At 62.3% G+C, this 20092-nt stretch carries 21 protein-coding genes; 14 read left to right on the forward strand and 7 right to left on the reverse strand.

The window, feature by feature from the left end:
* From AC07UC_RS02475 to AC07UC_RS02485, 3 genes are all read left to right on the forward strand, one after another.
* Entirely contained in the window at positions 1–600 is a 600-nt protein-coding gene (locus AC07UC_RS02475) for a DUF2585 domain-containing protein (RefSeq protein ID WP_140770374.1), read from the forward strand.
* A gap of 2 nt (positions 601–602) precedes the next feature.
* Positions 603–1913 (forward strand): ATP-dependent protease ATPase subunit HslU, encoded by a 1311-nt coding sequence (gene hslU, locus AC07UC_RS02480; RefSeq protein WP_140770376.1) that lies wholly within the window; start codon positions 603–605, stop codon positions 1911–1913.
* 173 nt (positions 1914–2086) lie between these two features.
* Positions 2087–3046, forward strand: a complete 960-nt coding sequence (locus tag AC07UC_RS02485) for a DUF1402 family protein (RefSeq protein ID WP_140770379.1) — start codon at positions 2087–2089, stop codon at positions 3044–3046.
* Between the two features lie 25 nt (positions 3047–3071).
* On the opposite strand, the gene AC07UC_RS02490 is transcribed toward AC07UC_RS02485, so the two are convergent.
* The 4 genes from AC07UC_RS02490 to AC07UC_RS02505 are packed head-to-tail and all read right to left on the reverse strand — an operon-like array spanning position 3072 to position 5995.
* Positions 3072–3275 carry a hypothetical protein gene (locus AC07UC_RS02490; protein WP_494903816.1) on the reverse strand — a complete coding sequence of 68 codons (204 nt, stop codon included), beginning with the start codon at positions 3273–3275 and terminating at the stop codon, positions 3072–3074.
* A 40-nt stretch (positions 3276–3315) separates the two neighbouring features.
* Positions 3316–4545 carry an NAD(P)/FAD-dependent oxidoreductase gene (locus tag AC07UC_RS02495; protein ID WP_494903818.1) on the reverse strand — a complete coding sequence of 410 codons (1230 nt, stop codon included), beginning with the start codon at positions 4543–4545 and terminating at the stop codon, positions 3316–3318.
* 5 nt (positions 4546–4550) lie between these two features.
* Positions 4551–4865 carry a Rieske (2Fe-2S) protein gene (locus AC07UC_RS02500; protein ID WP_202324958.1) on the reverse strand — a complete coding sequence of 105 codons (315 nt, stop codon included), beginning with the start codon at positions 4863–4865 and terminating at the stop codon, positions 4551–4553.
* Between the two features lie 38 nt (positions 4866–4903).
* Entirely contained in the window at positions 4904–5995 is a 1092-nt protein-coding gene (locus AC07UC_RS02505; RefSeq protein WP_202324959.1) for a fatty acid desaturase family protein, read from the reverse strand.
* 167 nt (positions 5996–6162) lie between these two features.
* Between AC07UC_RS02505 and AC07UC_RS02510 the strand changes: the two genes are divergently transcribed.
* Together AC07UC_RS02510 and AC07UC_RS02515 are read left to right on the forward strand one after the other, a co-directional pair.
* On the forward strand, positions 6163–7194 hold the full coding sequence (locus tag AC07UC_RS02510; protein WP_494903821.1) for a LacI family DNA-binding transcriptional regulator: 1032 nt from the start codon (positions 6163–6165) through the stop codon (positions 7192–7194).
* A 65-nt stretch (positions 7195–7259) separates the two neighbouring features.
* Entirely contained in the window at positions 7260–8054 is a 795-nt protein-coding gene (locus AC07UC_RS02515; protein ID WP_494903823.1) for a hypothetical protein, read from the forward strand.
* A gap of 110 nt (positions 8055–8164) precedes the next feature.
* Here AC07UC_RS02515 and AC07UC_RS02520 read toward each other — a convergent pair whose 3' ends face one another.
* A complete protein-coding gene (locus AC07UC_RS02520) occupies positions 8165–8962 on the reverse strand; it encodes an FkbM family methyltransferase (RefSeq protein ID WP_202324962.1) in 798 nt (265 codons plus the stop codon).
* 627 nt (positions 8963–9589) lie between these two features.
* Between AC07UC_RS02520 and AC07UC_RS02525 the strand changes: the two genes are divergently transcribed.
* From AC07UC_RS02525 to AC07UC_RS02555, 7 genes are all read left to right on the forward strand, one after another.
* On the forward strand, positions 9590–10531 hold the full coding sequence (locus AC07UC_RS02525; protein ID WP_140770393.1) for a sugar ABC transporter substrate-binding protein: 942 nt from the start codon (positions 9590–9592) through the stop codon (positions 10529–10531).
* 108 nt (positions 10532–10639) lie between these two features.
* Positions 10640–11716 (forward strand): ABC transporter permease, encoded by a 1077-nt coding sequence (locus AC07UC_RS02530; protein WP_140770395.1) that lies wholly within the window; start codon positions 10640–10642, stop codon positions 11714–11716.
* A gap of 2 nt (positions 11717–11718) precedes the next feature.
* The gene (locus AC07UC_RS02535; RefSeq protein WP_027040720.1) at positions 11719–12486 is read left to right on the forward strand and encodes an ATP-binding cassette domain-containing protein; all 768 of its coding nucleotides are present in this window, start codon (positions 11719–11721) and stop codon (positions 12484–12486) included.
* Between the two features lie 124 nt (positions 12487–12610).
* Positions 12611–13606 (forward strand): inositol 2-dehydrogenase, encoded by a 996-nt coding sequence (gene iolG / locus AC07UC_RS02540; protein WP_494903826.1) that lies wholly within the window; start codon positions 12611–12613, stop codon positions 13604–13606.
* 32 nt (positions 13607–13638) lie between these two features.
* A complete protein-coding gene (locus tag AC07UC_RS02545; protein WP_494903828.1) occupies positions 13639–14433 on the forward strand; it encodes an SDR family oxidoreductase in 795 nt (264 codons plus the stop codon).
* Between the two features lie 88 nt (positions 14434–14521).
* Positions 14522–14758: a type II toxin-antitoxin system Phd/YefM family antitoxin gene (locus tag AC07UC_RS02550; protein ID WP_494903830.1), complete on the forward strand. Its 237-nt coding sequence runs from the start codon at positions 14522–14524 to the stop codon at positions 14756–14758.
* Between the two features lie 192 nt (positions 14759–14950).
* Complete coding sequence (locus AC07UC_RS02555; protein WP_202324967.1) at positions 14951–16042, forward strand: 3-deoxy-7-phosphoheptulonate synthase; 1092 nt, start codon at positions 14951–14953, stop codon at positions 16040–16042.
* Positions 16043–16248: 206 nt separating this feature from the next.
* Here AC07UC_RS02555 and AC07UC_RS02560 read toward each other — a convergent pair whose 3' ends face one another.
* Positions 16249–16884 (reverse strand): LysE family translocator, encoded by a 636-nt coding sequence (locus AC07UC_RS02560; RefSeq protein ID WP_494903833.1) that lies wholly within the window; start codon positions 16882–16884, stop codon positions 16249–16251.
* 129 nt (positions 16885–17013) lie between these two features.
* On the opposite strand from AC07UC_RS02560, the gene AC07UC_RS02565 reads away from it, so the two are divergent.
* Entirely contained in the window at positions 17014–17709 is a 696-nt protein-coding gene (locus tag AC07UC_RS02565) for a helix-turn-helix transcriptional regulator (RefSeq protein ID WP_202324968.1), read from the forward strand.
* A 12-nt stretch (positions 17710–17721) separates the two neighbouring features.
* Here AC07UC_RS02565 and AC07UC_RS02570 read toward each other — a convergent pair whose 3' ends face one another.
* Complete coding sequence (locus tag AC07UC_RS02570; protein WP_494903835.1) at positions 17722–18831, reverse strand: Gfo/Idh/MocA family protein; 1110 nt, start codon at positions 18829–18831, stop codon at positions 17722–17724.
* Between the two features lie 239 nt (positions 18832–19070).
* Between AC07UC_RS02570 and AC07UC_RS02575 the strand changes: the two genes are divergently transcribed.
* The gene (locus AC07UC_RS02575) at positions 19071–19916 is read left to right on the forward strand and encodes a MurR/RpiR family transcriptional regulator (protein WP_140770416.1); all 846 of its coding nucleotides are present in this window, start codon (positions 19071–19073) and stop codon (positions 19914–19916) included.
* The last annotated feature ends 176 nt before the right edge of the window (positions 19917–20092 follow it).

Raw genomic sequence — 20092 nt, forward strand, 5'->3', positions numbered from 1 at the left:
ATGGACGCATCCGGCGAGGAGAAGAACCTCTCGGCCTACGAAAACAGCTGGCGGATGGGGCTGCTGATCGTTGCCGGGCTTATCATCGTCCAGGCCGTCACGCTCTATCTGATGGGCCGGACGCCGATCTGCACATGCGGCTACGTCAAACTCTGGCATGGCGTGGTGAACAGTTCCGAGAATTCCCAGCACATTTCGGACTGGTACACCTTCTCGCACATCATCCACGGCTTCCTGTTCTACGCGCTGGCACGGTTCCTGTTCCCACGCTCGCCGATCGGCCTGAGGCTGGCATTCGCCGTTCTCATCGAAGGCGGCTGGGAATTGCTCGAGAACAGCCCGTTCATCATCGACCGCTACCGCGCCGGCACCATCTCGCTCGACTATTATGGCGACTCGATCATCAATTCGGTATCCGACACACTGGCCATGGTGCTGGGATTTGTGATGGCGCGAAGGCTACCTATATGGGTGATCGTCAGCCTCGCCATCCTTTTTGAACTGGGTACCGGCTACCTCATCCGGGACAATCTGACACTCAACGTGATCATGCTGCTGCATCCGTTCGAGGCCATCAAGCAGTGGCAAAGTGGAATTTAGCTATGACGACATTTTCTCCCCGCGAAATCGTTTCCGAACTCGACCGCTTCATCATCGGCCAGAAGGACGCCAAGCGCGCCGTGGCCATCGCCTTGCGCAACCGCTGGCGCCGCCAGCAGCTGGAAGGCCAGATGCGCGAAGAGGTGATGCCGAAGAACATCCTGATGATCGGGCCGACCGGCGTCGGCAAGACCGAGATCTCGCGCCGCCTGGCGCGTCTGGCCGGTGCGCCTTTCGTCAAGGTCGAGGCAACCAAGTTCACCGAAGTCGGCTATGTCGGCCGTGACGTCGAGCAGATCATCCGCGATCTCGTCGAGATCGCCATCGGCCTGGTGCGTGAAAAGATGCGCGAGGACGTCAAGGCGCGCGCCCACATCAATGCCGAGGAACGCGTTCTGGAAGCGCTGGTCGGCAAGACGGCGAGCCCGGCGACGCGCGACAGCTTCCGCAAGAAGCTGCGCGACGGCGAACTCGACGACAAGGAGATCGAGATCGAAGTGGCCGATACCGGCAATGGCGGCATGCCCGGTTTCGAGATTCCCGGCATGCCGGGCGCCAATATCGGCGTGCTCAACATCAACGACATGTTGTCCAAGGCGATGGGCGGCAAGAAGACCAAGCAGCGCAAAACGACGGTGAAGGAATCCTACGATCTGCTGGTCAGTGACGAGTCCGACAAGCTGCTCGACCAGGACGAGGTGGTGCGCCGGGCGCTCGATGCCGCGGAAAACGACGGTATCGTCTTCCTCGACGAGATCGACAAGATCGCGGCCAGATCGGACATTTCGGGCGGCCCTTCGCGCGAAGGCGTGCAGCGTGACCTGCTGCCGCTGGTCGAAGGCACCACGGTGGCGACCAAATACGGGCCGCTGAAGACCGACCACATCCTGTTCATCGCGTCGGGTGCGTTCCACGTCTCGAAGCCGTCCGACCTGTTGCCGGAATTGCAGGGCCGCCTGCCGATCCGCGTCGAGCTGCGCGCGCTGGAGAAGGAGGATTTCGTCCGCATCCTGACCGAGACGGAAGCGAGCCTGATCAAGCAGTATATCGCGCTGATGAAGACCGAAGGGGTCGACCTGACCTTCACCGACGACGCCATCGATTCGCTCGCCGGCATCGCCGTCGACCTCAACGCCAGCGTCGAGAATATCGGCGCCAGGCGGCTGCAGACAGTGATGGAGCGGGTGCTGGACGAGATCTCCTACGACGCACCCGACCGCAACGGCACGAGCGTCACCATCGACGCGGCCTATGTGGAAAAGCATGTCGGCGATCTGTCCAGAAACACAGATTTGTCGCGATTCATCCTGTAAACGACAGCTCTGGAACGTTCCGGCGCCGGATCAGGCAATATCTTCCGGCGGAAATCATGTGTGGCCAGATGGTACCATCTGGCCACCTTTCGTCTTGCCGGCGGAAAGGGTGCTCTCGACTCAACCCGGAGCATTACCCTAGTTTGCGCGGCAATACTTCAGGGCGGCGGCGCATGAAAAAACTCATACTGGTCATTCTCGGCTTGACGCTGGCGGCGACGCTGTTCGCGGCTGATGCGGCGACATTGGTGCCGCCGGGAAACCGCAATGCCGAGCAGCCCGACATTCCCGGCGCCTCGAGCCGGCGCACGCAGGCGACCAACACCACCTTCCAGGCGAAATACCGCAAGGTCTACGCCCTGCTGCAGAACGACGCCGATCTGCGCGCCAAGATCAAGAAGGCCGCTTCCGCCTACGGCATCGATCCCCTGCACATCGTCGGCGCCATCGTCGGCGAGCATACCTACAATGTCGACGCCTATGACCGGCTGCAGACCTACTACGTCAAGGCGATCTCCTATCTCTCCAGCAAGCTGTCCTTCGCCTATGACGGCGAGGACATCACCGATTTCGTGCAGCGGCCGGAGTTCAAGAAATGCGCCGCAATGTCGGACAGCTATGACCTTTGGGAATGCCGCGAGCAGGTCTGGAACCATTCGTTTCGCGGCAAATCCGTCGGCGGGACAAGCTTTCCCGACGACCGCTTCGGCGCCACCTTCTTCCAGCCTTACTATGCCGGCCAGACCTTCGGCCTTGGCCAGCTCAACCCTTTGACGGCGCTGCAGATGAGCGATCTCGTGCACAAGGTGTCCGGCCTGCCGAAGCTCGACGTCGGCGACCCCAATTCGGTCTACAAGACCATCATGGATCCCGACCTGACGCTGCCCTACGTCGCCGCGACGATCAGGAAATCGATCGATGCCTACAAGAGCATCGCCGGGTTCGACATTTCGGGCAATCCGGGACTGACCGCCACGCTCTACAATGTCGGCAATCCGGAGCAGCGCGCCTATGCGCTGAAGGCGGAGAACGACAAGCGTCGCGCCGCCGGTGAACAGGTGAAGCTGCCGGAAGAGAATTATTATGGCTGGCTGGTCAACGACAAGCTGCCGGAACTCAAGGCGCTTTTCTAGAGCATTTCAAGGAAACCGCAGAACCCTACGTCTGCCCGTCGCCGTCTTCGATCTTGGCAAGTGCATTCAGTTGCGCTTCGCTGATCTCCGCGCCATTCTCGTCCAGAACGATGATACCCAAGGCCTTGCCGCGCCGCAGTGCTTCGAGACGCGCGACAGCCTCTTTCGCGGCGGCGAAATCATCCCTGATCTGCGCGACCGAAATGCCGTAGAGGATCGAATAAGGCATGAGCCGGAAACCTGGAGCAACCCGCGCAGGCTAGCACGGCTCAAGCCGCCAGCAACGATTTCAGCTTTACCGCCTGCGATCCCAGCGCCTCCGGCGCCGGCCTGGCCTGCTTGCCGATCAGCATTTCGGCCAGCCGGATGTCGCGGGCGACCGCGTTGCCTGGACCGATTCCGCTGGCCGCCACCAGCCTGCCATCCTCGGCCAGGTGGAAGAGGATGAAGGCGCCGTCATCGAGATCGCGCCGCACGGTGCGGCGGCCTTCGTCGGCAAGGCCGGATATCTGCAAAGTGAGCCCATACTGATCCGACCAGAACCACGGCACCGCCACATGCGCCTCGCCGGCACCAAGCATGTTCTTCGCGGCAAGCGCGCCCTGTTCCTGCGCATTGCGCCAGGCCTCCAGCCGCACGCGGCGACCGCCATAGACGGCAAGCGGGAAAGAACAGCAGTCGCCGGCGGCAAAGATATCGGGATCGCTGCCGCGCAGCTCGGCATCGACCGCGATGCCGTTGTCGATGGCCAGGCCAGCCTCGGCCGCAAGCCCGCTCACCGGCAGGGCGCCGACGCCGATGATAGCGAGATCGGCTGTGATTTCGCGTCCGCCGGCAAACCTCACGCGCACTTCGTTGCCGTCGTCGGCGATGGACGCAATGCCTTCACCGCACAGGATGTCGACGCCTTCGGCGACATGCGCCGCATGGACGATTTCGGCGATCTCGGCCGGCACGCCGCGCATCAGGATGCGCGGCTGTGCCTCGATGACTGTGACCGCAGCGCCGAGCTTGCGGGCCGCAGCGGCGAGTTCGAGGCCGATGAAGCCGCCGCCGATGACGGCAATGCGGTTGCCCGCACGGAGGTGGGCGCGAATGGCCAGCGCATCGGAGAATGTCCTGAGATAAACGCAGCGCTTGCCGAGGCCAGGCATCTGCAGTTTGCGCGGGGTCGAGCCGGTGGCCAACAGCAACTTGTCGTAGGGCAGGACCGAACCGTCCGACAGGCGCACCGTATGCGCCGCGCGATCGATCGCGACGGCCCGCACGGAATGGATATGCCGGATCGATTTCTCGGCCAGGATCGCGTCGCTGGCGATCGCCTTGATTTCCGGCGCATCGCTGGCCATAGCGTCCTTGGACAGAGGCGGCCGTTCGTAGGGCAGGTGTGGCTCGTCGCCGACCAGCGTCACCGGCCCGTCATAGCCGAGATCGCGCAGCGTAAGCGCTGCCCGCCCGCCGCATTCGCCGGCCCCGACGATGACCATTCCGTGCGCCATCTCCGTCACCCGATCTGCACGAGGACTTTGCCGCCGTCGACCCTGACCGGATAGGTCCTGAGGTTGACGCAGACCGGCGCGCCCCTGGCCGCGCCCGTCTTGTAGTTGAAGCGGCCATTGTGCTTGGGGCATTCGATGATGTCGTCCATCACCAGGCCGTCGGCGAGATGCACCTTCTCATGCGTGCAGAGCCCGTCCGTGGCGAAGTATTCGTCGTCGGGGCTGCGATAGATGGCGAAGGTGCGCCCACCATGATCGAAGCGCATCACGTCCTCTTCATCGATGTCATCGGCAGCACAGGCCTCGACCCAGTCGCTCATTCAGTCCTCCGCAAAAGAGTGTGGATCGGATGCCGCGATCATTCCGCCGCGGCGGCGACGGCATCGCTATGAAACTCCTCGCGGTACGGCCTGGCGGTCGGCGGCAGTTCGCGCTTGAGGAAATAATCCTCGTTGCGCAGCTGGCGCAGGAAGACCGGGATCATCTCGCGGTAGCCGGCCAGGATCGATGGCGTCGGCGCCGGCAGATCATGCTTGATCAGCGCATGCAGCCTGGGCAGCGCGTGGTAGGGCACCATCGGGAACATGTGATGCTCCACATGATAGTTCATGTTCCAGTAGATGAAGCGGCTGATCGGGTTCATGTAGACGGTGCGGCTGTTGAGCCGATGGTCGATGACATTGTCGGCGAGGCCGCCATGCTGCAGCAGGCCGACCATGACGTGGTGCCAGGCGCCATAGAGCCTGGGCAGGCCGACCAGCATCAAGGGCAGGAACGATCCAGTGTAGAGCGCCAGCGCGATGGTCGCGGCATAGATCGCGGTCCAGATGCGGGCAACACGGATCGCCTTGCCCTGCTCCTGCTCGGGAATGAAGGTCTTTTCGGCCGCACTGATGTTGCCGGCGGCGTTGCGCAGCATGTCCGACATCGCATGCCAGGCATCGAGCACGCCGACAAAGCCGAGGATGGCGCGTACCAGGTCCGGCGGCCGCATGACAGAGATTTCCGGGTCGCGGCCGACGATGATGGTGTCGGTGTGGTGGCGCGTATGGCTCCAGCGCCAGGTCACCGGGTTGCGCATGATCATGAAGCAGGCGACCTGATAGATCACATCATTCATCCACTGCGTCCGGAAGGCCGTGCCGTGGCCGCATTCGTGCCAGCGTGAATCGGTGGAGGAGCCGTAGAGGACGCCATAGACGAAGAAGAACGGTACGCACCACCAAGTACCCCAGAACCAGGCGCCGCCGGCACCGCTGGCGACGAGGGCGGCCAGCCAGATCGCGGTGTCGCGGATCGCCGGCCCGTCGGAGCGTTGCATCAGCTCCTTCATCTGCTTGCGCGGGATGTCGGTGTGATACCACTCGGCCGCCGACAGGCCATTTTCCACGGCGAGCTTGGCGTCGCGGCCGATCAGGCTGTAGTCACGCCGGGACGGCGTTGTCGTCATGATTGCCTCCCTCGGCAAGGCATCCGCCCAGGCGAATGCCGCTTACCCATTGGCTTCGAGCCTAAAAATACCGCCGAGCCATGATAGACTCAATATCACAAAGATAGTTTCTATCATTTCCTATCAGAATGATGTATCCCTGCTTTGGGAATAGAACGAGGGCGATCATGGCGAAACGGCCGACTATCACCGATCTGGCGCGCATTTCCGGCGTCAGCGTTGCCACGGTGGACCGGGTGCTGAACAACCGCCTGCCGGTACGCGAGGAAACCGCCCGCCGCGTCTACGAGACCGCGACCGAGATCGGCTATCACGCCGCCGGCCTGATCAAGCAGCGGATGCGCCATGAGCTGCCGGAGTACCGGCTCGGCTTCCTGCTGTTGAGAGGCAATGACGTGTTCTATTCGGAGTTCGCGCGGCAGCTCGAGCTCGCGGTGTCGCAATCACAGCGCTTCCGCGGCGTCGCGATCATCGATTTCGCCAGCTCGCTGACGCCGGACGAAATCGTCGAGCGCGCGCGCAAGCTGGCGGCCAGATGCAGGGCCGTCGCGCTGGTCGGGCCGGATCACCCGACGCTGACGGTCGTCGTCGAGGAGATGAAGGCCAAGGGGTTGCCGGTGTTTTCGTTGCTGTCCGATTTCGCGGCCGGCATTCGCGAAGGCTATGTCGGCCTCGACAACCGCAAGGTCGGCCGCACCGCGGCCTGGATGATCTCGAAAGCGGCGAAACGGCCGGGCAAGGTCGCGCTGTTCGTCGGCAGCCACCGCTTCCACGGGCATGAGCTGCGCGAGATCGGCTTCCGCTCCTTCTTCCGCGAACAGGCGCCGGACTTCACCTTGCTTGAAACGCTGGTCAATCTCGAGGCCAACCAGATCACGCAGGATACGCTGCTCGATGTTCTCGCCCGCCATCCCGATCTGGTCGGCTGCTATGTCGCCGGCGGCGGCATGGAAGGCGCGGTCGCGGCACTCAGGCAAGCCAGGCCGGCACAGATGCCGGCGGTGATCTGCAACGAGATCACGGCCGTCTCGCGTTCGGCCCTGGCCGACGGCATCCTGACGATGGTGATCTCGACGCCGCTGACCGCACTTTGCCGCGAACTCATGGACCTGATGGCGCATGCCATCGAGACCGGCGCCGCGAACGCGCCGGGACAAACCTTCCTGCCGTTCGAAATCTACCTGCCCGAAAACATCTAGCGATGCGCCTGCAAGTGTCGCCCGGCTGAGTTGACGCAGAATCCGGTCGCCAATATAGACCGCTAATGGGTGAGGACAGGTTTGGGTACATCGCCTTTGGCAAGGATGAGCTCTATGCTCGCGGGGCGCTTTTCAGCGCCCTTCGGCTGTTGCATTACACGCCAGGAGCCAGAATTTCAGTCCTGACGGACCGGCCAGGCGTTTTCGACGGCTATCCGATCGAAGCGATCGAGCTTACCGCCAAAGAGATGACCGAGATGTCTTTCGGCGATCGGTACCTGTTTGGCATCAAGGCTGCCGGCATCATTGAGCTGTTGCGGCGTTGCGATCGCCTGTTTTTCATGGATACCGACATCTACCCCGTCGGCAATGTATCGAGATGCTTCCGACAAATCTCCGCCTCGCACTCGATCATGAGAAAATGCGAAGGGACGCCGAAGGCCGCCGCCTATCAGGCAATCGCGGACAAGGGATTTTTGCTTGGGGACCAGCGGCTGTCCGGACGCGAGCCGATGTGGAATAGCGGCGTCGTAGGGGTCCACAATTCCAATCTTCCGGCGCTGGCTGACGCTTACCAGGCCATTGAGCAAATGATCGGCGTGGTCAGAGCACACACGTCCGAACAGTTCTGCATTGGTGTGGCGTTATCGCAGCACGGCCGTTCCATAAGCGGACACTGGCTGCCCCTGCGGAACTATAACACCAGGGGTCGAAAGCTATTTGCCAGGCAGCGCATTGAAGCCTTTTTCGAGCGCGCCAATCGTCTGACCGTAAGTCAGCAGATAGAGTCCGCGGCGAAATACCGGGTGTGGCGGGCTCCGCTCGACTTGTTGATGCAGCGGGACATCTGGCACTTCTAGGCCGCGCCCATCACAGGCATCGCGATACTGCGGACGGCAGCACCCCGCGGGAAGAGGCCGCCGAGGACCGTGGCAACCACCCGCCGCCTAACTGGTTGGATGGCGATCGTTTACTTTGGCAGAAAGAGAATATCGTTGGTCCCACTGGGTAAGTTGCGAATGTCTACATCCCTTTCGGACTTTCCGCTGAAGACGACACAACGTCCAAAATATTGGGCCAAATCCGCCGCCATTTCACTTGCTTCCGACGGCTCATACCGAGATGGCACATATTCCATCAGGATTGGAACTCGGCGTTCCAGCAAGTCCCTCATGGATCTCAGGGCCGCCGGTTCAGCTCCCTCGATGTCCATCCAGACGAGGCCAATATCGTCAGGACTGACGTCGACTTCACGCAGGATTTCATCCACGCGTCGAAGAGGCACTTGGACAGATCGAGCACCCTCACCAGGCCTGGTAACGCTGCCTGCTCCAGAATTTTTTTCGTCAAAGTAGAAGTCGACGACGCCGTTGTGGTCACCCACCGCACACTCAATAACGGCTGTTCCATCCATCAGCCCATTGAGAGACAGATTTTGTTTCAAGAGCTGAATATTGTCGGGCGCAGGCTCAATGCAAACCAGTCGGTCGAAGCGGCCGCTACGTGTCAAGTAGACGCTATGTGTACCGATATTGGCGCCAATCTCCAGGAGTGTTCTCCCGCCGGTCTGCCCAATGATCTCCAGCACTCTGTCCGCCAGATCGCGTTGGTAATGGCCGTCCTTGAATAAGCTTCTCCCTATGTACTCATGTGGCGAGAAGGTAAGGCGATGATCCGCGAACTGTCTTGTGACGAGGACAATATCTTCGTTAATGGTCAGCAGGCTGAAGTAGCGGAATCGGTCGAAGGTTCGAAGTCCCGCAAACATCCTATCGCGTGAACGCCGAAGTGCCCTATCAATTGGCCGAAATAATCTCATATGCAGATCCCCAAAATGTTTCGAGGGACCTGATTGATGGCAAACGCCATATATTGGTGCGCATATTTTAAAATCCCCCCACTATTTTTTATCTCCAAGCGCGAGTTCTTACAAGATTGGTAAATGACAATGTTTCCTGGTCTCCTAGATTACTCGGCCAGCTTAGCTTTCGCCTCTGCCAAACAACCACGGCATGGCTCTGGTGGAGGCAACGGCAAAGGCTGGCGATCTGGCCATCACTGATATCCCCGGACTTGCCTCGGCTTGGGTCGGCCCTCGCACCGAGCACGCTCGCCCAGCCCGCATCGACGCCGCATTCCCGCATCGGCCAAAATCGCGCGTCCGGTTTTGGAATCGCCCTTGACGCCTTGTGGCAAAATGGAATAAATATTTCACCAACTGTACATTTTGGTTCTTTCGTTCCGGAACGTCTGTTTCAAACGGAGAGTTTGGCGTTCCAGCCGATGCAGGGAATGCAGCGCGGAACGAAACGATATCAGGGAGAGATTCCCCGGGGAGATCGGGGATTCCGGATAGATCGGTGCAGCCGGACACCAAAAGTGGAGGAGAGATACAATGAAGAAACTGCTTTTGGGCGTCGCCTTCGCGGCGCTGATGAGTTCATCGGCCATGGCCGCCAAGATCGGCGTATCGATGGCCAAGTTCGACGACAATTTCCTCACCGTGCTGCGCAACGGCATGATCGAGCAGGCCAAGGGCATGAGCGGCGTCGAGCTGCAGGTCGAGGACGCACAGAACGACGTCGCCAAGCAGCTCGACCAAATCAAGAACTTCGCCGCTTCGGGCGTCGACGCCATCATCGTCAACCCTGTCGACACATCGGCCACCCAGGCGATGTCGGACGCCGCCGCGGCCGCCAAGATCCCGCTGGTCTACGTCAACCGCGAGCCGGTCAATGTGAACTCGCTGCCGGACAACCAGGCCTTCGTCGCCTCGAACGAAGCCGATTCCGGCACGCTCGAGACCAAGGAAGTCTGCCGCCTGTTCAAGGAAGCCGGCAAGAAGGAAGCCAATGTCTATGTGATCATGGGCGAGCTTTCCAACCAGGCCGCCGTGCAGCGCACCAAGGACATCGAAGAGGTGATCGCCACGCCGGACTGCAGCTTCATCAAGATCATCGACAAGCAGACCTCGAACTGGAACCGCGACGAGGCGCAGAACCTGATGACCAACTGGCTGTCGACCGGCAAGCCGTTCGATGGCGTCATCGCCAACAATGACGAAAGCGCCATCGGCGCCATCCAGGCGATGAAGGCCGCCAACATCGACATGAAGTCGGTTGTCGTCGGCGGCGTCGACGCCACCCAGGACGCTCTGGCGGCGATGCAGGCGGGCGACCTTGATGCAACAGTGTTCCAGGACGCGGCCGGCCAGGGTGCCGGCGCGCTGGATGCGGCGCTCAAGCTGTCCAAGGGTGAGAAGGTCGAGCACAAGGTCTACGTGCCGTTCCAGCTCGTCACCCCGGCCAACATCGACAAGTTCCTGAAGAAGAACTGAGCCGCGGACATACGGAGCGGCGCTTTCGCGCAGAGAAGGCGCCGCTCCTCTTTCCCTCAGCGCCTGAAGGCGATCGAGGAACGACCGCGGCTGACGGAGGATAGAAGATTGTCACAGACATCCCATGGCGTCGGAGGGCTCACCTACGATGCGAAGAAGCGCGCATGGCCGGCCGAACTCAACGTTTTCCTGGCGCTTGTCATCCTCGTCGTCGCCTTTGAAGTGATCGGCCGGGTCTTTCTCGGCGACAGTTTCCTGTTCAACACCCGCAGCGACGTCGGCGGGATCTTCAACGAGGCGCGCCTGCAGATCATCATCCTGCAGGTGTCGATCGTCGGCATCATCGCCATCGGCGTGACGCAGGTGATCATCACCGGAGGTATCGACCTGTCCTCGGGTTCGATTGTCGGCGCCACCGCCATGATCGCCATGAGTTTTGCCCAGGTGGCAACCGTCAACGGCAATCCAAATCCCAAGGCGATGTTCCTGGCGCAAGGCTGGACCGACCTGCCTGTGATCGTGCCCCTGCTGGTCGCGATCGGCTGCGGCCTGCTGGCCGGCCTCGTCAACGGCGCCTTGATCGCCTACACGCGCATTCCGCCCTTCATCGCCACGCTCGGCATGATGGTGACCGCGCGCGGCATCGCCAAATGGTGGTCCAAGGGCCAGCCGATCTCGTTTCCCACCGACAGCTTCGCCGCGATCGGCAAGGGCCTGATGCCTGTCATCATCTTCCTGTCGCTGGCGGTGCTGTTCCAGCTGATCCTGACCTACACCCGCTACGGCAAGCACTGTTATGCGATCGGCTCCAATGAGGACGCAGCGCGCATGTCCGGCATCAAGATCGCCAACCACAAGATCCTGGTCTACGTCATCGCCGGCATTCTCGCCTCGCTCGCCGCCGTGGTGCTCTCCTCCAAGAACCTCACCGCCCAGGCCGGCATGGGTGTGATGTACGAACTCGACGCCATCGCCATGGCGGTCATCGGCGGCGTCTCGCTGTCGGGCGGCCGCGGCTCGATCATCGGCACGGTGATCGGTTCGCTGATCTTCGGCGTCATCATCTCCGGCTTCACCTTCCTGCGCCTCGACGCCTACTACCAGGAGATGGTCAAGGGCGTGATCATCGTCGGCGCGGTGGTTCTCGACCAGTGGCGCCAACGCCTGCGGGCATTGAGGGCTTGACCATGTCAGACATCGTCCTGAAGACCGAAAACCTCACCAAACGCTATGGCGGCGTGCATGCGCTGGAAGGCGCCAACTTCGAGCTGCGCAAGGGCGAGCATGTCGCCATCATGGGTGACAATGGCGCCGGCAAGTCGACCTTCGTTCGCCAGATCACCGCTGTGGAGCAGCGCACCAGCGGCCAGATCTGGTTCGATGGCAAGGAAGTGAATTTTGCCGGGCCGATCGAGGCCCGCACGGCGGGCATCGAGACGGTGTTCCAGAACCTGGCATTGGCCGACGATCTCGACGTGCCGTCGAACCTGTTCCTCGGCCGCGAAAAGGTGCTGTTCAATCTCGGGCCGTTCTCGATCCTCGACCGCAAATACATGCGCAAGGCGACCGAGGCGGCGCTGATCCGCACGGCGGTGAAGATCCCCAATCTCTCCAACACCATCCGCCACATGTCGGGCGGCCAGCGACAGTGCGTGGCGATCGCCAGGACCGCCACTTTCGCCTCCAAGCTGATCATCATGGACGAACCGACGGCGGCCCTCGGCGTGCAGGAGACGGCGCAGGTCGAAAACATCATCCGTACGCTGAAGGACAATGGCGAGCCGCTGATCCTGATCAGCCACAATATGCGCCAGGTGTTCGACCTGTGCGACCGCATCGTCGTCTTCCGGCGTGGCCGCATCGTCGCTAATCTGCGCAAGGAGAACACCGACGGCCAGGACATCGTCTCATACATAACCGGCGCCAAGACCGGAGAGGCGGAACTCGCGGCTTGAGGCCGGGCGTGGTCTCCCGGTTCCGGGACGATCCGCCGCGCCAGGAAAATACCCCAGCCACCTTTCCCTGACAGGAAAGGTGCGGACACAACTCTCTCGAACCCATCCCTCAGAGGAAATATCCATGACTGTTCGTTTCGCCCTCCTCGGTGCCGGCCGCATCGGCAAGGTCCACGCCCGCGCCGTCGGCTCCAACCCCGATGCAAAACTGGTGGCCGTGGCCGATGCCTTCGAGAAGGCAGCTAAAGAGCTGGCGAGCGCCTATGGCGCCGAGGTGCGCACCATCGACGCGATCGAGACAGCCAAAGATATCGACGCCGTCGTGATCTGCACGCCGACCGACACCCATGCCGATCTGATCGAGCGTTTCGCCAAGGCCGGCAAGGCGATCTTCTGTGAAAAGCCGATCGACCTGAACGTCAAGCGGGTGGAGAAGTGCCTGGCCGTGGTCGAGAAGGCCAAGGCGACGCTGATGGTCGGTTTCAACAGGCGCTTCGACCCGCATTTCGCCGCCGTGCGCAAGGCCATCGACGACGGCGCCATCGGCACGGTCGAGATGATCACCATCACGTCGCGCGATCCCGGCGCGCCGCCAGTCGACTACATCAAGCGCTCGGGCGGCATTTTCCGCGACATGACCATTCATGATTTCGACATGGCGCGCTTCCTTCTCGGCGAAGAGCCGGTGGCGGTCAGCGCGCACGCCTCGGTGCTCGTCGACAAGAAAATCGGCGAGGCCGGCGATTTCGATAGCGTCAGCGTCATCCTCGAGACGGCGTCCGGCAAGCAGGCGATCATTTCGAACTCACGCCGCGCCACCTATGGCTACGACCAGCGCATCGAGGTGCATGGCTCAAAAGGCATGATCGCGGCCGAGAACCAGCGGCCGGTATCGATCGAGCTGGCCAATGAGAAGGGCTATACCCGCCCGCCTTTGCACGACTTCTTCATGACCCGCTACCTCGACGCCTATGCCAATGAGATCGCTGCCTTCATCACGGCCGCGACGAAGGGCAAGAAGGCAGCGCCAAGCGGCGCCGACGGCCTGGTGGCGCTGAAGCTGGCGGACGCGGCGCTGAAGTCGGCAACGACAGGCAAGACCGTCCGTCTCGACAAGTAAGAACCCGGAACCCAAGGCACAGGAGCAAAGCGATGAGCGCATCCGCCGATCGCAATCACGAGACACGCGCCATCGTCACCGGCGGCGCGCAAGGCATCGGCTTCGCGGTCGCCGAGGCACTCGCCGACGAGGGCTGCCGGGCGCTGGCACTCATCGGCCGCTCGCAGGAGAAGGGCGACAAGGCGGTTGCTCATTTCAAGAAGTTGGGTGTCGACACGATCTTCATCAGCGCCGACGTTTCCAAGGTGGCCGACTGCAAGCACGCGGTGGCGACCGCGCTCTCGCATTTCGGCACCATCAACGCGCTGGTCAACGCCGCCGCCACATCGGCGCGCGGCTCGCTGGTCGAGACCTCGGAAGAGCTGTTCGACACCATTTTCGACACCAATGTGCGTGGCCCATTCTTTCTGATGCAGGGCGTGGTGGCGCATCTCCTGGAGAAGAAGGCTCCCGGCTCGATCGTCAACGTGCTGTCGATGTCGGCGCATACCGGCCAGTCCTTCCTGACGCCTTATTCGACCAGCAAGGGCGCGCTGATGACGCTGACCAAGAACGTCGCCAACGCCTATCGCTTCAACCGCATCCGCTGCAACGCGGTGCTGCCGGGCTGGATGGACACCGAGGGCGAGGACATCGTGCAGAAGAAATGGCATGACGCCCCGGACGACTGGCTGGCGAAGGCCGAAGCCGCGCAGCCGATGGGTCAGTTGGTGAAGCCGGACCAGCTCGCCCGGCTGATCAGCTACATGGTCAGCCCGCAATCGGGGGTGATGACCGGGTCGCTGGTCGACTACGACCAGAGCGTTGCGGGGTCGTCACCGGAGTAGTCGGAACGGAGTAGCCTCGTGCCCTGTTGCTGCAGCATTGCCATTCCCGCATAGTCCGTGAAATCAGAACCGTCGGGGGGGGGTTGGAATGCAGTCTGCGTCCAGAGATACCAACTGGACTGTCACGGGAGCAAAGGCCCAGTTCTCAGAGGTCATTGAGCGCGCGCAGTTGGCACCGCAGAAGATAACCAGAAACGGCAAACCAATCGCGGTTGTCGTCTCGGTCGAAGAATGGGAGCGGAAGACTGCGCGAAAGGGTACCCTTGCGGAGTTCCTTCTGAACTCGCCGCTACACGGCGCCGATCTCCTTGTATCAGGCACGTGACAAACGCCTCGGCTTCGATTATATGAGCCGCATGATCCACCTGTCCGCCACCTATTGGTACTTTAGCAGCTCGCTGGCGGCGGGAGGATTGCGCTCGATCTGAAGATTGCAGCAACAACATCCGAACAGCCGCCAGACCTGGCGGCTTTTTTGTTTCAGCCGGCAGGTCTCCTAAACCAGGAGCAGAAAGCCGTGTTGACCACCACAGACGACCTTCGGGTCAAGGAAATCCGAGAACTGAGCACGCCGGACCAGGTGATGCGGGAGATCCCGCGCACGCTGACGGCGACGCGCACCGTCAGCGCATCACGCAATGCCATCCACGCTATTCTGAACGGCACCGACGACCGGTTGCTTGTCGTCGTCGGCCCCTGTTCGATCCACGATCCGGTCGCGGCCGTTGACTATGCCAGCCGTCTGGCGGCGCTGCGCGAGACCCTGTCCGACCGGCTCGAGATCGTCATGCGGGTCTACTTCGAGAAGCCGCGCACCACGGTCGGCTGGAAAGGGCTGATCAACGATCCCGACCTGGACGGCAGCTTCAATATCGACAAGGGGCTGCGCATGGCGCGCAATGTGCTCTCGGCCGTCAACAATCTCGGCCTGCCGGCGGCGACCGAATTCCTCGACATGACCACCCCGCAATACATTGCCGACCTCGTCGCCTGGGGCGCGATCGGCGCGCGCACGACGGAGAGCCAGATCCACCGCGAGCTGGCGTCGGGCCTGTCCTGCCCGGTCGGCTTCAAGAACGGCACCGACGGCAATCTCAGGATCGCCGGCGAGGCGGTGAAATCGGCTGCCCAGCCGCACCATTTCATGGCGGTGACCAAGGGCGGACGCAGCGGCATCGCGACCACCACCGGCAATGAGGACTGCCATGTCATCCTGCGCGGCGGCGTCCAGCCCAATTATGACGCGGCGAGCGTCGAGGCGGCCTCGGTCGAACTCGCCCGCATCGGCGTCGCGCCAAGGCTGATGATCGATGTCAGCCACGCCAATTCGAGCAAGAAGCCGGAGAACCAGCCCAAGGTGGCGGCCGACGTGGCAGGCCAGGTCGCGGCGGGCGACGAGCGCATCATAGGCTTGATGATCGAGAGCAATCTCGTCGCCGGCCGGCAGGACGTCGTGTCCGGCAAGCCACTGGTCTACGGCCAGAGCATCACCGATGGCTGTATCGACTGGGCGACCACCGAGACCGTATTGCACGGCCTTGCCGGTGCCGTCGAATGGCGCCGGTCGGCGCGCCGCGCCATGCTGGAGAGCCGGCAGGGAGCCGCTTGAGAAGCCGATGCCAGTATTGCCGGCGTTTGCCCGGCACGTACCCCCACCCCTAACCCCTCCCCACAAGGGGGAGGGGAACTTTGCATAGGCGCTGGACTCAGCAAACTGCCGACGCTCAATGCCAAAGAAGGCACGGCATGCGGCAGCATTCCCTCCCCCCTGTGGGGATGGCTAGGGTGGGGGTCCTCTTCGCAAGAATCCATGGGCTACGCCGCTCTCAGCCCTTCCCAAGCGGTGAAGACCGAGACCGCGAAGAGCAACAGACCGGCCGCCCGGCCCGCAAGAGTGGTCGCCCGTGGATTGGCGATCAGAAGGTTGCGGCTGCGGCCGGCCGTGATCGCGAGCCCGCCATAGATCGCGGCCTGGGTCAGCACCGTCATCAGCCCCATCACCGTTGCCTGTATCCAGATCGGGCCGTAGTCCGGCTTCAGGAACTGCGGGTAGACGGCAAGCACGAACAGATACGCCTTCGGATTGACAAGGCAGGTCACCAGCCCCTGCCGAAACGCCTTCCATGCGGAGCGGCTGCCGGCAGGCCCGTCATGACCGACGGTGATGGAGCTGCGCATCAACGAGATGCCGATGAAGGCCATGTAGGCGGCGCCGGCGATCAGCAGCGGCTTGAACAGGATCGGCACGAAATGCATCAGAAGCCCGACGCCGATGGCACCGTTCAGCGTGTGCACCATGCCACCGACCATGATGCCGCCGGTCGCGGCTAAACCCCTGTCGCGGCCGCCGGTCAGCGCATTGGCCAGCACGAACAGCATGTCCATGCCTGGAACGATGATGATGCCGAACAGGAGAATGAAGAAAAGCCAGAGATTTTCCGCGTAGCCCATGTCAGTTGCCTGTCACCTCGTTCCACCAAGCCGCAGCGGAACCTGTTGATTTTCAATTCGATAGGCAGTCCTATAGGTCGACCCAACTGACAATGGTGTGTCAGTTGGGATCGAAGCCGGGTGAGGAAAATGCGCAAGGCGTCACGCCTGTTCGAGATCATCCAGATCCTGCGTCTGGCGCGGCAGCCGGTGACGGCGGCCATGATTGCCGAGCGGCTGGAGGTGACGATCCGCTCGATCTATCGCGACATCGCCGCGCTGCAGGCGATGCGCGTACCGATCGAGGGCGGACGCGGCATCGGCTATATACTGCGCCCCGGCTTCGACCTGCCGCCGCTGATGTTTTCGATCGAGGAGATGGAGGCGATCGTGCTGTCGCTGGCGCTGCTGGAGCGCACGGGCGACAGCGAGCTCAAGCAGGCGGCCAAGCGGGTCAGCGCCAAGATCGCCGGCGCGGTGCCACCGCCCTTGCGCCAGACGCTCGACGCCAATGCGCTGCATGCGTGGGGGTTCGCCGCCCCTTCGGCCGGCACGATCGACCTGGCGCTGGTGCGCCGCGCCATCCGCGACGAGGAGAAGCTCGACCTCTCCTACCGCGACGAAATGGGCCGCGCCTCCGAGCGCCTCATCCGTCCGATCGCGCTCATCTACTACGCCGAGACCGCCAACATCGTCGCCTGGTGCGAGCTTCGACAGGCGATCCGCAATTTCCGCAGTGACCGGATCGAGGATTGCCGGCCGACCGGGCTGCGCTTCAAGGGCGAAGGCGACCGCTTGCGGCAGGTCTGGGTCGACGGCTGGGAAACCCCGGCCGCCGGCGGCTGAGGCGCGCTTGTATTACCGCACATCCACCCAGCGTTTTTCCTGGAACGAGCGCGCCATGGCGTGCACGGTGCGCTCGATCTCCAGACCTTCGGCGAATTCGATGAGCCGCGCCGGTCCGCCGGCGAGCCGCGTCAGCAGTTCGTGGCACTCGATGATCTTGAGGTCGTTGAAGCCGAGATTGTGGCCGGGCGCCGGCAGGAAGGCGTCGTAGGGTCTGTGATGCGGCGCCATCAGGATGGTGCGGTAGCCCTGTTCGGTCGGACGATCCGCGGTGACATAGAGCTGGATCTCGTTCATCCGCTCCTGGTCGAACAGGATCGACCCTTTCGACCCGAAGATCTGGATGGCGATGCGGCCCTTGCGGCCCCAGGCCGAGCGATTGACCTGAAGCGTGCCGGCGATGCCGTTTTCCAGATGCATCAAGACGCTCGCAATATCATAGGTCTCGACCGCCCGGCGTCCGCCGGCCGCCAGCTTCCGATCGGCATAGGGCTTGGCCATATCGCAGATGACGCCGGCGACGCGGCCGAACAGCGCCGAGACCAGCGACAGCGGATGCACGGCGAAATCATCGAGCGCTCCATAGCCGGAAGACGCCTCGTGCTTCCAGAAGAACAGCGCCTCGGGATCGGCCATGAAATCCTCGTCCATCTCGATGCGCAGATGGTTGACCTCGCCAATGATCTTCTCCTCGAGCAGCGCGCCGATGTGACGGATGGCCGGGCTCTGGATGTAGTTGTAGCCAAGCGCCGCGATCTTGCCTGAGGTCTTCGCCGCGGCCGCCATCGCCTCTGCCTCGGCAAAGCTTGGCGCCATCGGCTTTTCGCACCACAAATGCTTGCCGGCCTGAAGAACCGCGATGGCCATTTCCGGATGGAACTGGTTGGGCGTGGTCAGCGAGACAATGTCGACCTCCGGGTCGTTGACGACGGCGCGCCAGTCGCCGGAGGCCTTGGCGAAGCCGAATTCGCCGGCCTTGCGTCGGGCCAACTCCTCATTGACCTCGCCGAGATGGACGAGCCTGGGCTTGGCGACATCCGGAAAGACGGCGCCGACGGCACTCCACGCGATGGCATGGCATTTGCCCATGAAGCCCGTGCCGATAAGACCGACGCCAACCATTTTCCATTTCTCCGCTGCCTGAAGCACTGCGTGGATGAATTAATCCATTTTCTCTCGAAATGGAATGTCTGCCTCATTTTTTATGGCGTTCTTGCGCAGCCTCGCTATGATGGGGCAGAGAGGACGCTTCCAATGCATGTCGCCCAAAAGTGCGTAGCGGTTTTGAGACAACGACATGCATGGAATCAAACGGTCTGAAGCGCGCTGACGCGCCTTGGACAAGCTTGGACGGGCCGACGATGGACGAACGGGTACCTCGCGACTTCGAGACGCTGCGCGCCACGATCCTCGATCGTCGCGAAACCCTGCCGAAACGCATCGCGCAGATCGCCGCCTATGCGCTCGACAATCCCGATGACATCGCCTTCGGCACCGCCGCCAGCATCGCCGCTTCGGCCGGCGTGCAGCCGTCAACCCTGATCCGGTTTGCACAACAGCTTGGCTTCGACGGCTTCACCAGCCTGCAGCAGGTGTTCCGCGAGCGGCTGCGCGAACGCAACTCGTCCTACGACGAACGGTTGCAGGCCTTGCGCACCAAGGCCGAGGGCGGCGCCGGCCATCGCGCCATCTTCGACGGATTCGTTGCCGCCGCCAGCACCTCGCTCAACGACATTTCCCGCACGCTGGATGACGCGCATCTGGAAGACGCGATTTCGCTGCTGGCAAAAGCGCAGACCATCTATGTGCTGGCCAAGCGCCGCTCCTACCCAGTGGCGACCTACATCGCCTATGCGCTGGGCAAGCTGAAGATCCGCAACCAGCTGATCGAATCGGCCGCCGGCCTGAACGCCGAAATGGTCGGGTTCGCGACGCCGGCGGACGCCGTCATCGCCATCTCCTTCTCGCCCTATGCGCCGGCCACCATTGAGGAAGCACGCACCATCTCCGAACAGGGCGTGCCGATCGTCGCCATCACCGACAGCTCGTTCTCACCGCTTGCTCAGTTCGCCAGGGTCTGGTTCGAGGTTGCCGAGGCGGACTTCGCCGGCTTCCGTTCGCTGTCGGCGACGATGGCGCTGGCCATGGCGCTGACCGTCGGCGTTGGCGAGAAACGACGCGACGCAAGCCGCAAGCGCAAGGGCTGAGCCTGTCTTCGCCGGCCTCGGGCCAGGTTCAAAATCGGGCGCCGGCTCTCGCTTCCCACGCCTTCACCGCGGGATCCTGATTCCTTACTTTTCGATCCGGGAATGCTCATTCCATATTGACTATGGATTGGAATTATTATTTCATATTCCCGGCACCACGCTGCCGCTCGCGCGTG

The sequence above is a fragment of the Mesorhizobium sp. GW821-FHT04C10 genome (assembly GCF_059420305.1).

What these genes read in the sequence shown, in the direction of transcription:
- AC07UC_RS02475 (WP_140770374.1), top strand. Translation starts at nt 1, where the DNA reads ATGGACGCATCCGGCGAGGAGAAGAACCTCTCGGCCTACGAAAACAGC.
- hslU (WP_140770376.1), top strand. Translation starts at nt 603, where the DNA reads ATGACGACATTTTCTCCCCGCGAAATCGTTTCCGAACTCGACCGCTTC.
- AC07UC_RS02485 (WP_140770379.1), top strand. Translation starts at nt 2,087, where the DNA reads ATGAAAAAACTCATACTGGTCATTCTCGGCTTGACGCTGGCGGCGACG.
- AC07UC_RS02490 (WP_494903816.1), bottom strand. Translation starts at nt 3,275, where the DNA reads ATGCCTTATTCGATCCTCTACGGCATTTCGGTCGCGCAGATCAGGGAT.
- AC07UC_RS02495 (WP_494903818.1), bottom strand. Translation starts at nt 4,545, where the DNA reads ATGGCGCACGGAATGGTCATCGTCGGGGCCGGCGAATGCGGCGGGCGG.
- AC07UC_RS02500 (WP_202324958.1), bottom strand. Translation starts at nt 4,865, where the DNA reads ATGAGCGACTGGGTCGAGGCCTGTGCTGCCGATGACATCGATGAAGAG.
- AC07UC_RS02505 (WP_202324959.1), bottom strand. Translation starts at nt 5,995, where the DNA reads ATGACGACAACGCCGTCCCGGCGTGACTACAGCCTGATCGGCCGCGAC.
- AC07UC_RS02510 (WP_494903821.1), top strand. Translation starts at nt 6,163, where the DNA reads ATGGCGAAACGGCCGACTATCACCGATCTGGCGCGCATTTCCGGCGTC.
- AC07UC_RS02515 (WP_494903823.1), top strand. Translation starts at nt 7,260, where the DNA reads ATGGGTGAGGACAGGTTTGGGTACATCGCCTTTGGCAAGGATGAGCTC.
- AC07UC_RS02520 (WP_202324962.1), bottom strand. Translation starts at nt 8,962, where the DNA reads ATGTTTGCGGGACTTCGAACCTTCGACCGATTCCGCTACTTCAGCCTG.
- AC07UC_RS02525 (WP_140770393.1), top strand. Translation starts at nt 9,590, where the DNA reads ATGAAGAAACTGCTTTTGGGCGTCGCCTTCGCGGCGCTGATGAGTTCA.
- AC07UC_RS02535 (WP_027040720.1), top strand. Translation starts at nt 11,719, where the DNA reads ATGTCAGACATCGTCCTGAAGACCGAAAACCTCACCAAACGCTATGGC.
- iolG (WP_494903826.1), top strand. Translation starts at nt 12,611, where the DNA reads ATGACTGTTCGTTTCGCCCTCCTCGGTGCCGGCCGCATCGGCAAGGTC.
- AC07UC_RS02545 (WP_494903828.1), top strand. Translation starts at nt 13,639, where the DNA reads ATGAGCGCATCCGCCGATCGCAATCACGAGACACGCGCCATCGTCACC.
- AC07UC_RS02550 (WP_494903830.1), top strand. Translation starts at nt 14,522, where the DNA reads ATGCAGTCTGCGTCCAGAGATACCAACTGGACTGTCACGGGAGCAAAG.
- AC07UC_RS02560 (WP_494903833.1), bottom strand. Translation starts at nt 16,884, where the DNA reads ATGGGCTACGCGGAAAATCTCTGGCTTTTCTTCATTCTCCTGTTCGGC.
- AC07UC_RS02565 (WP_202324968.1), top strand. Translation starts at nt 17,014, where the DNA reads ATGCGCAAGGCGTCACGCCTGTTCGAGATCATCCAGATCCTGCGTCTG.
- AC07UC_RS02570 (WP_494903835.1), bottom strand. Translation starts at nt 18,831, where the DNA reads ATGGTTGGCGTCGGTCTTATCGGCACGGGCTTCATGGGCAAATGCCAT.
- AC07UC_RS02575 (WP_140770416.1), top strand. Translation starts at nt 19,071, where the DNA reads ATGGACGAACGGGTACCTCGCGACTTCGAGACGCTGCGCGCCACGATC.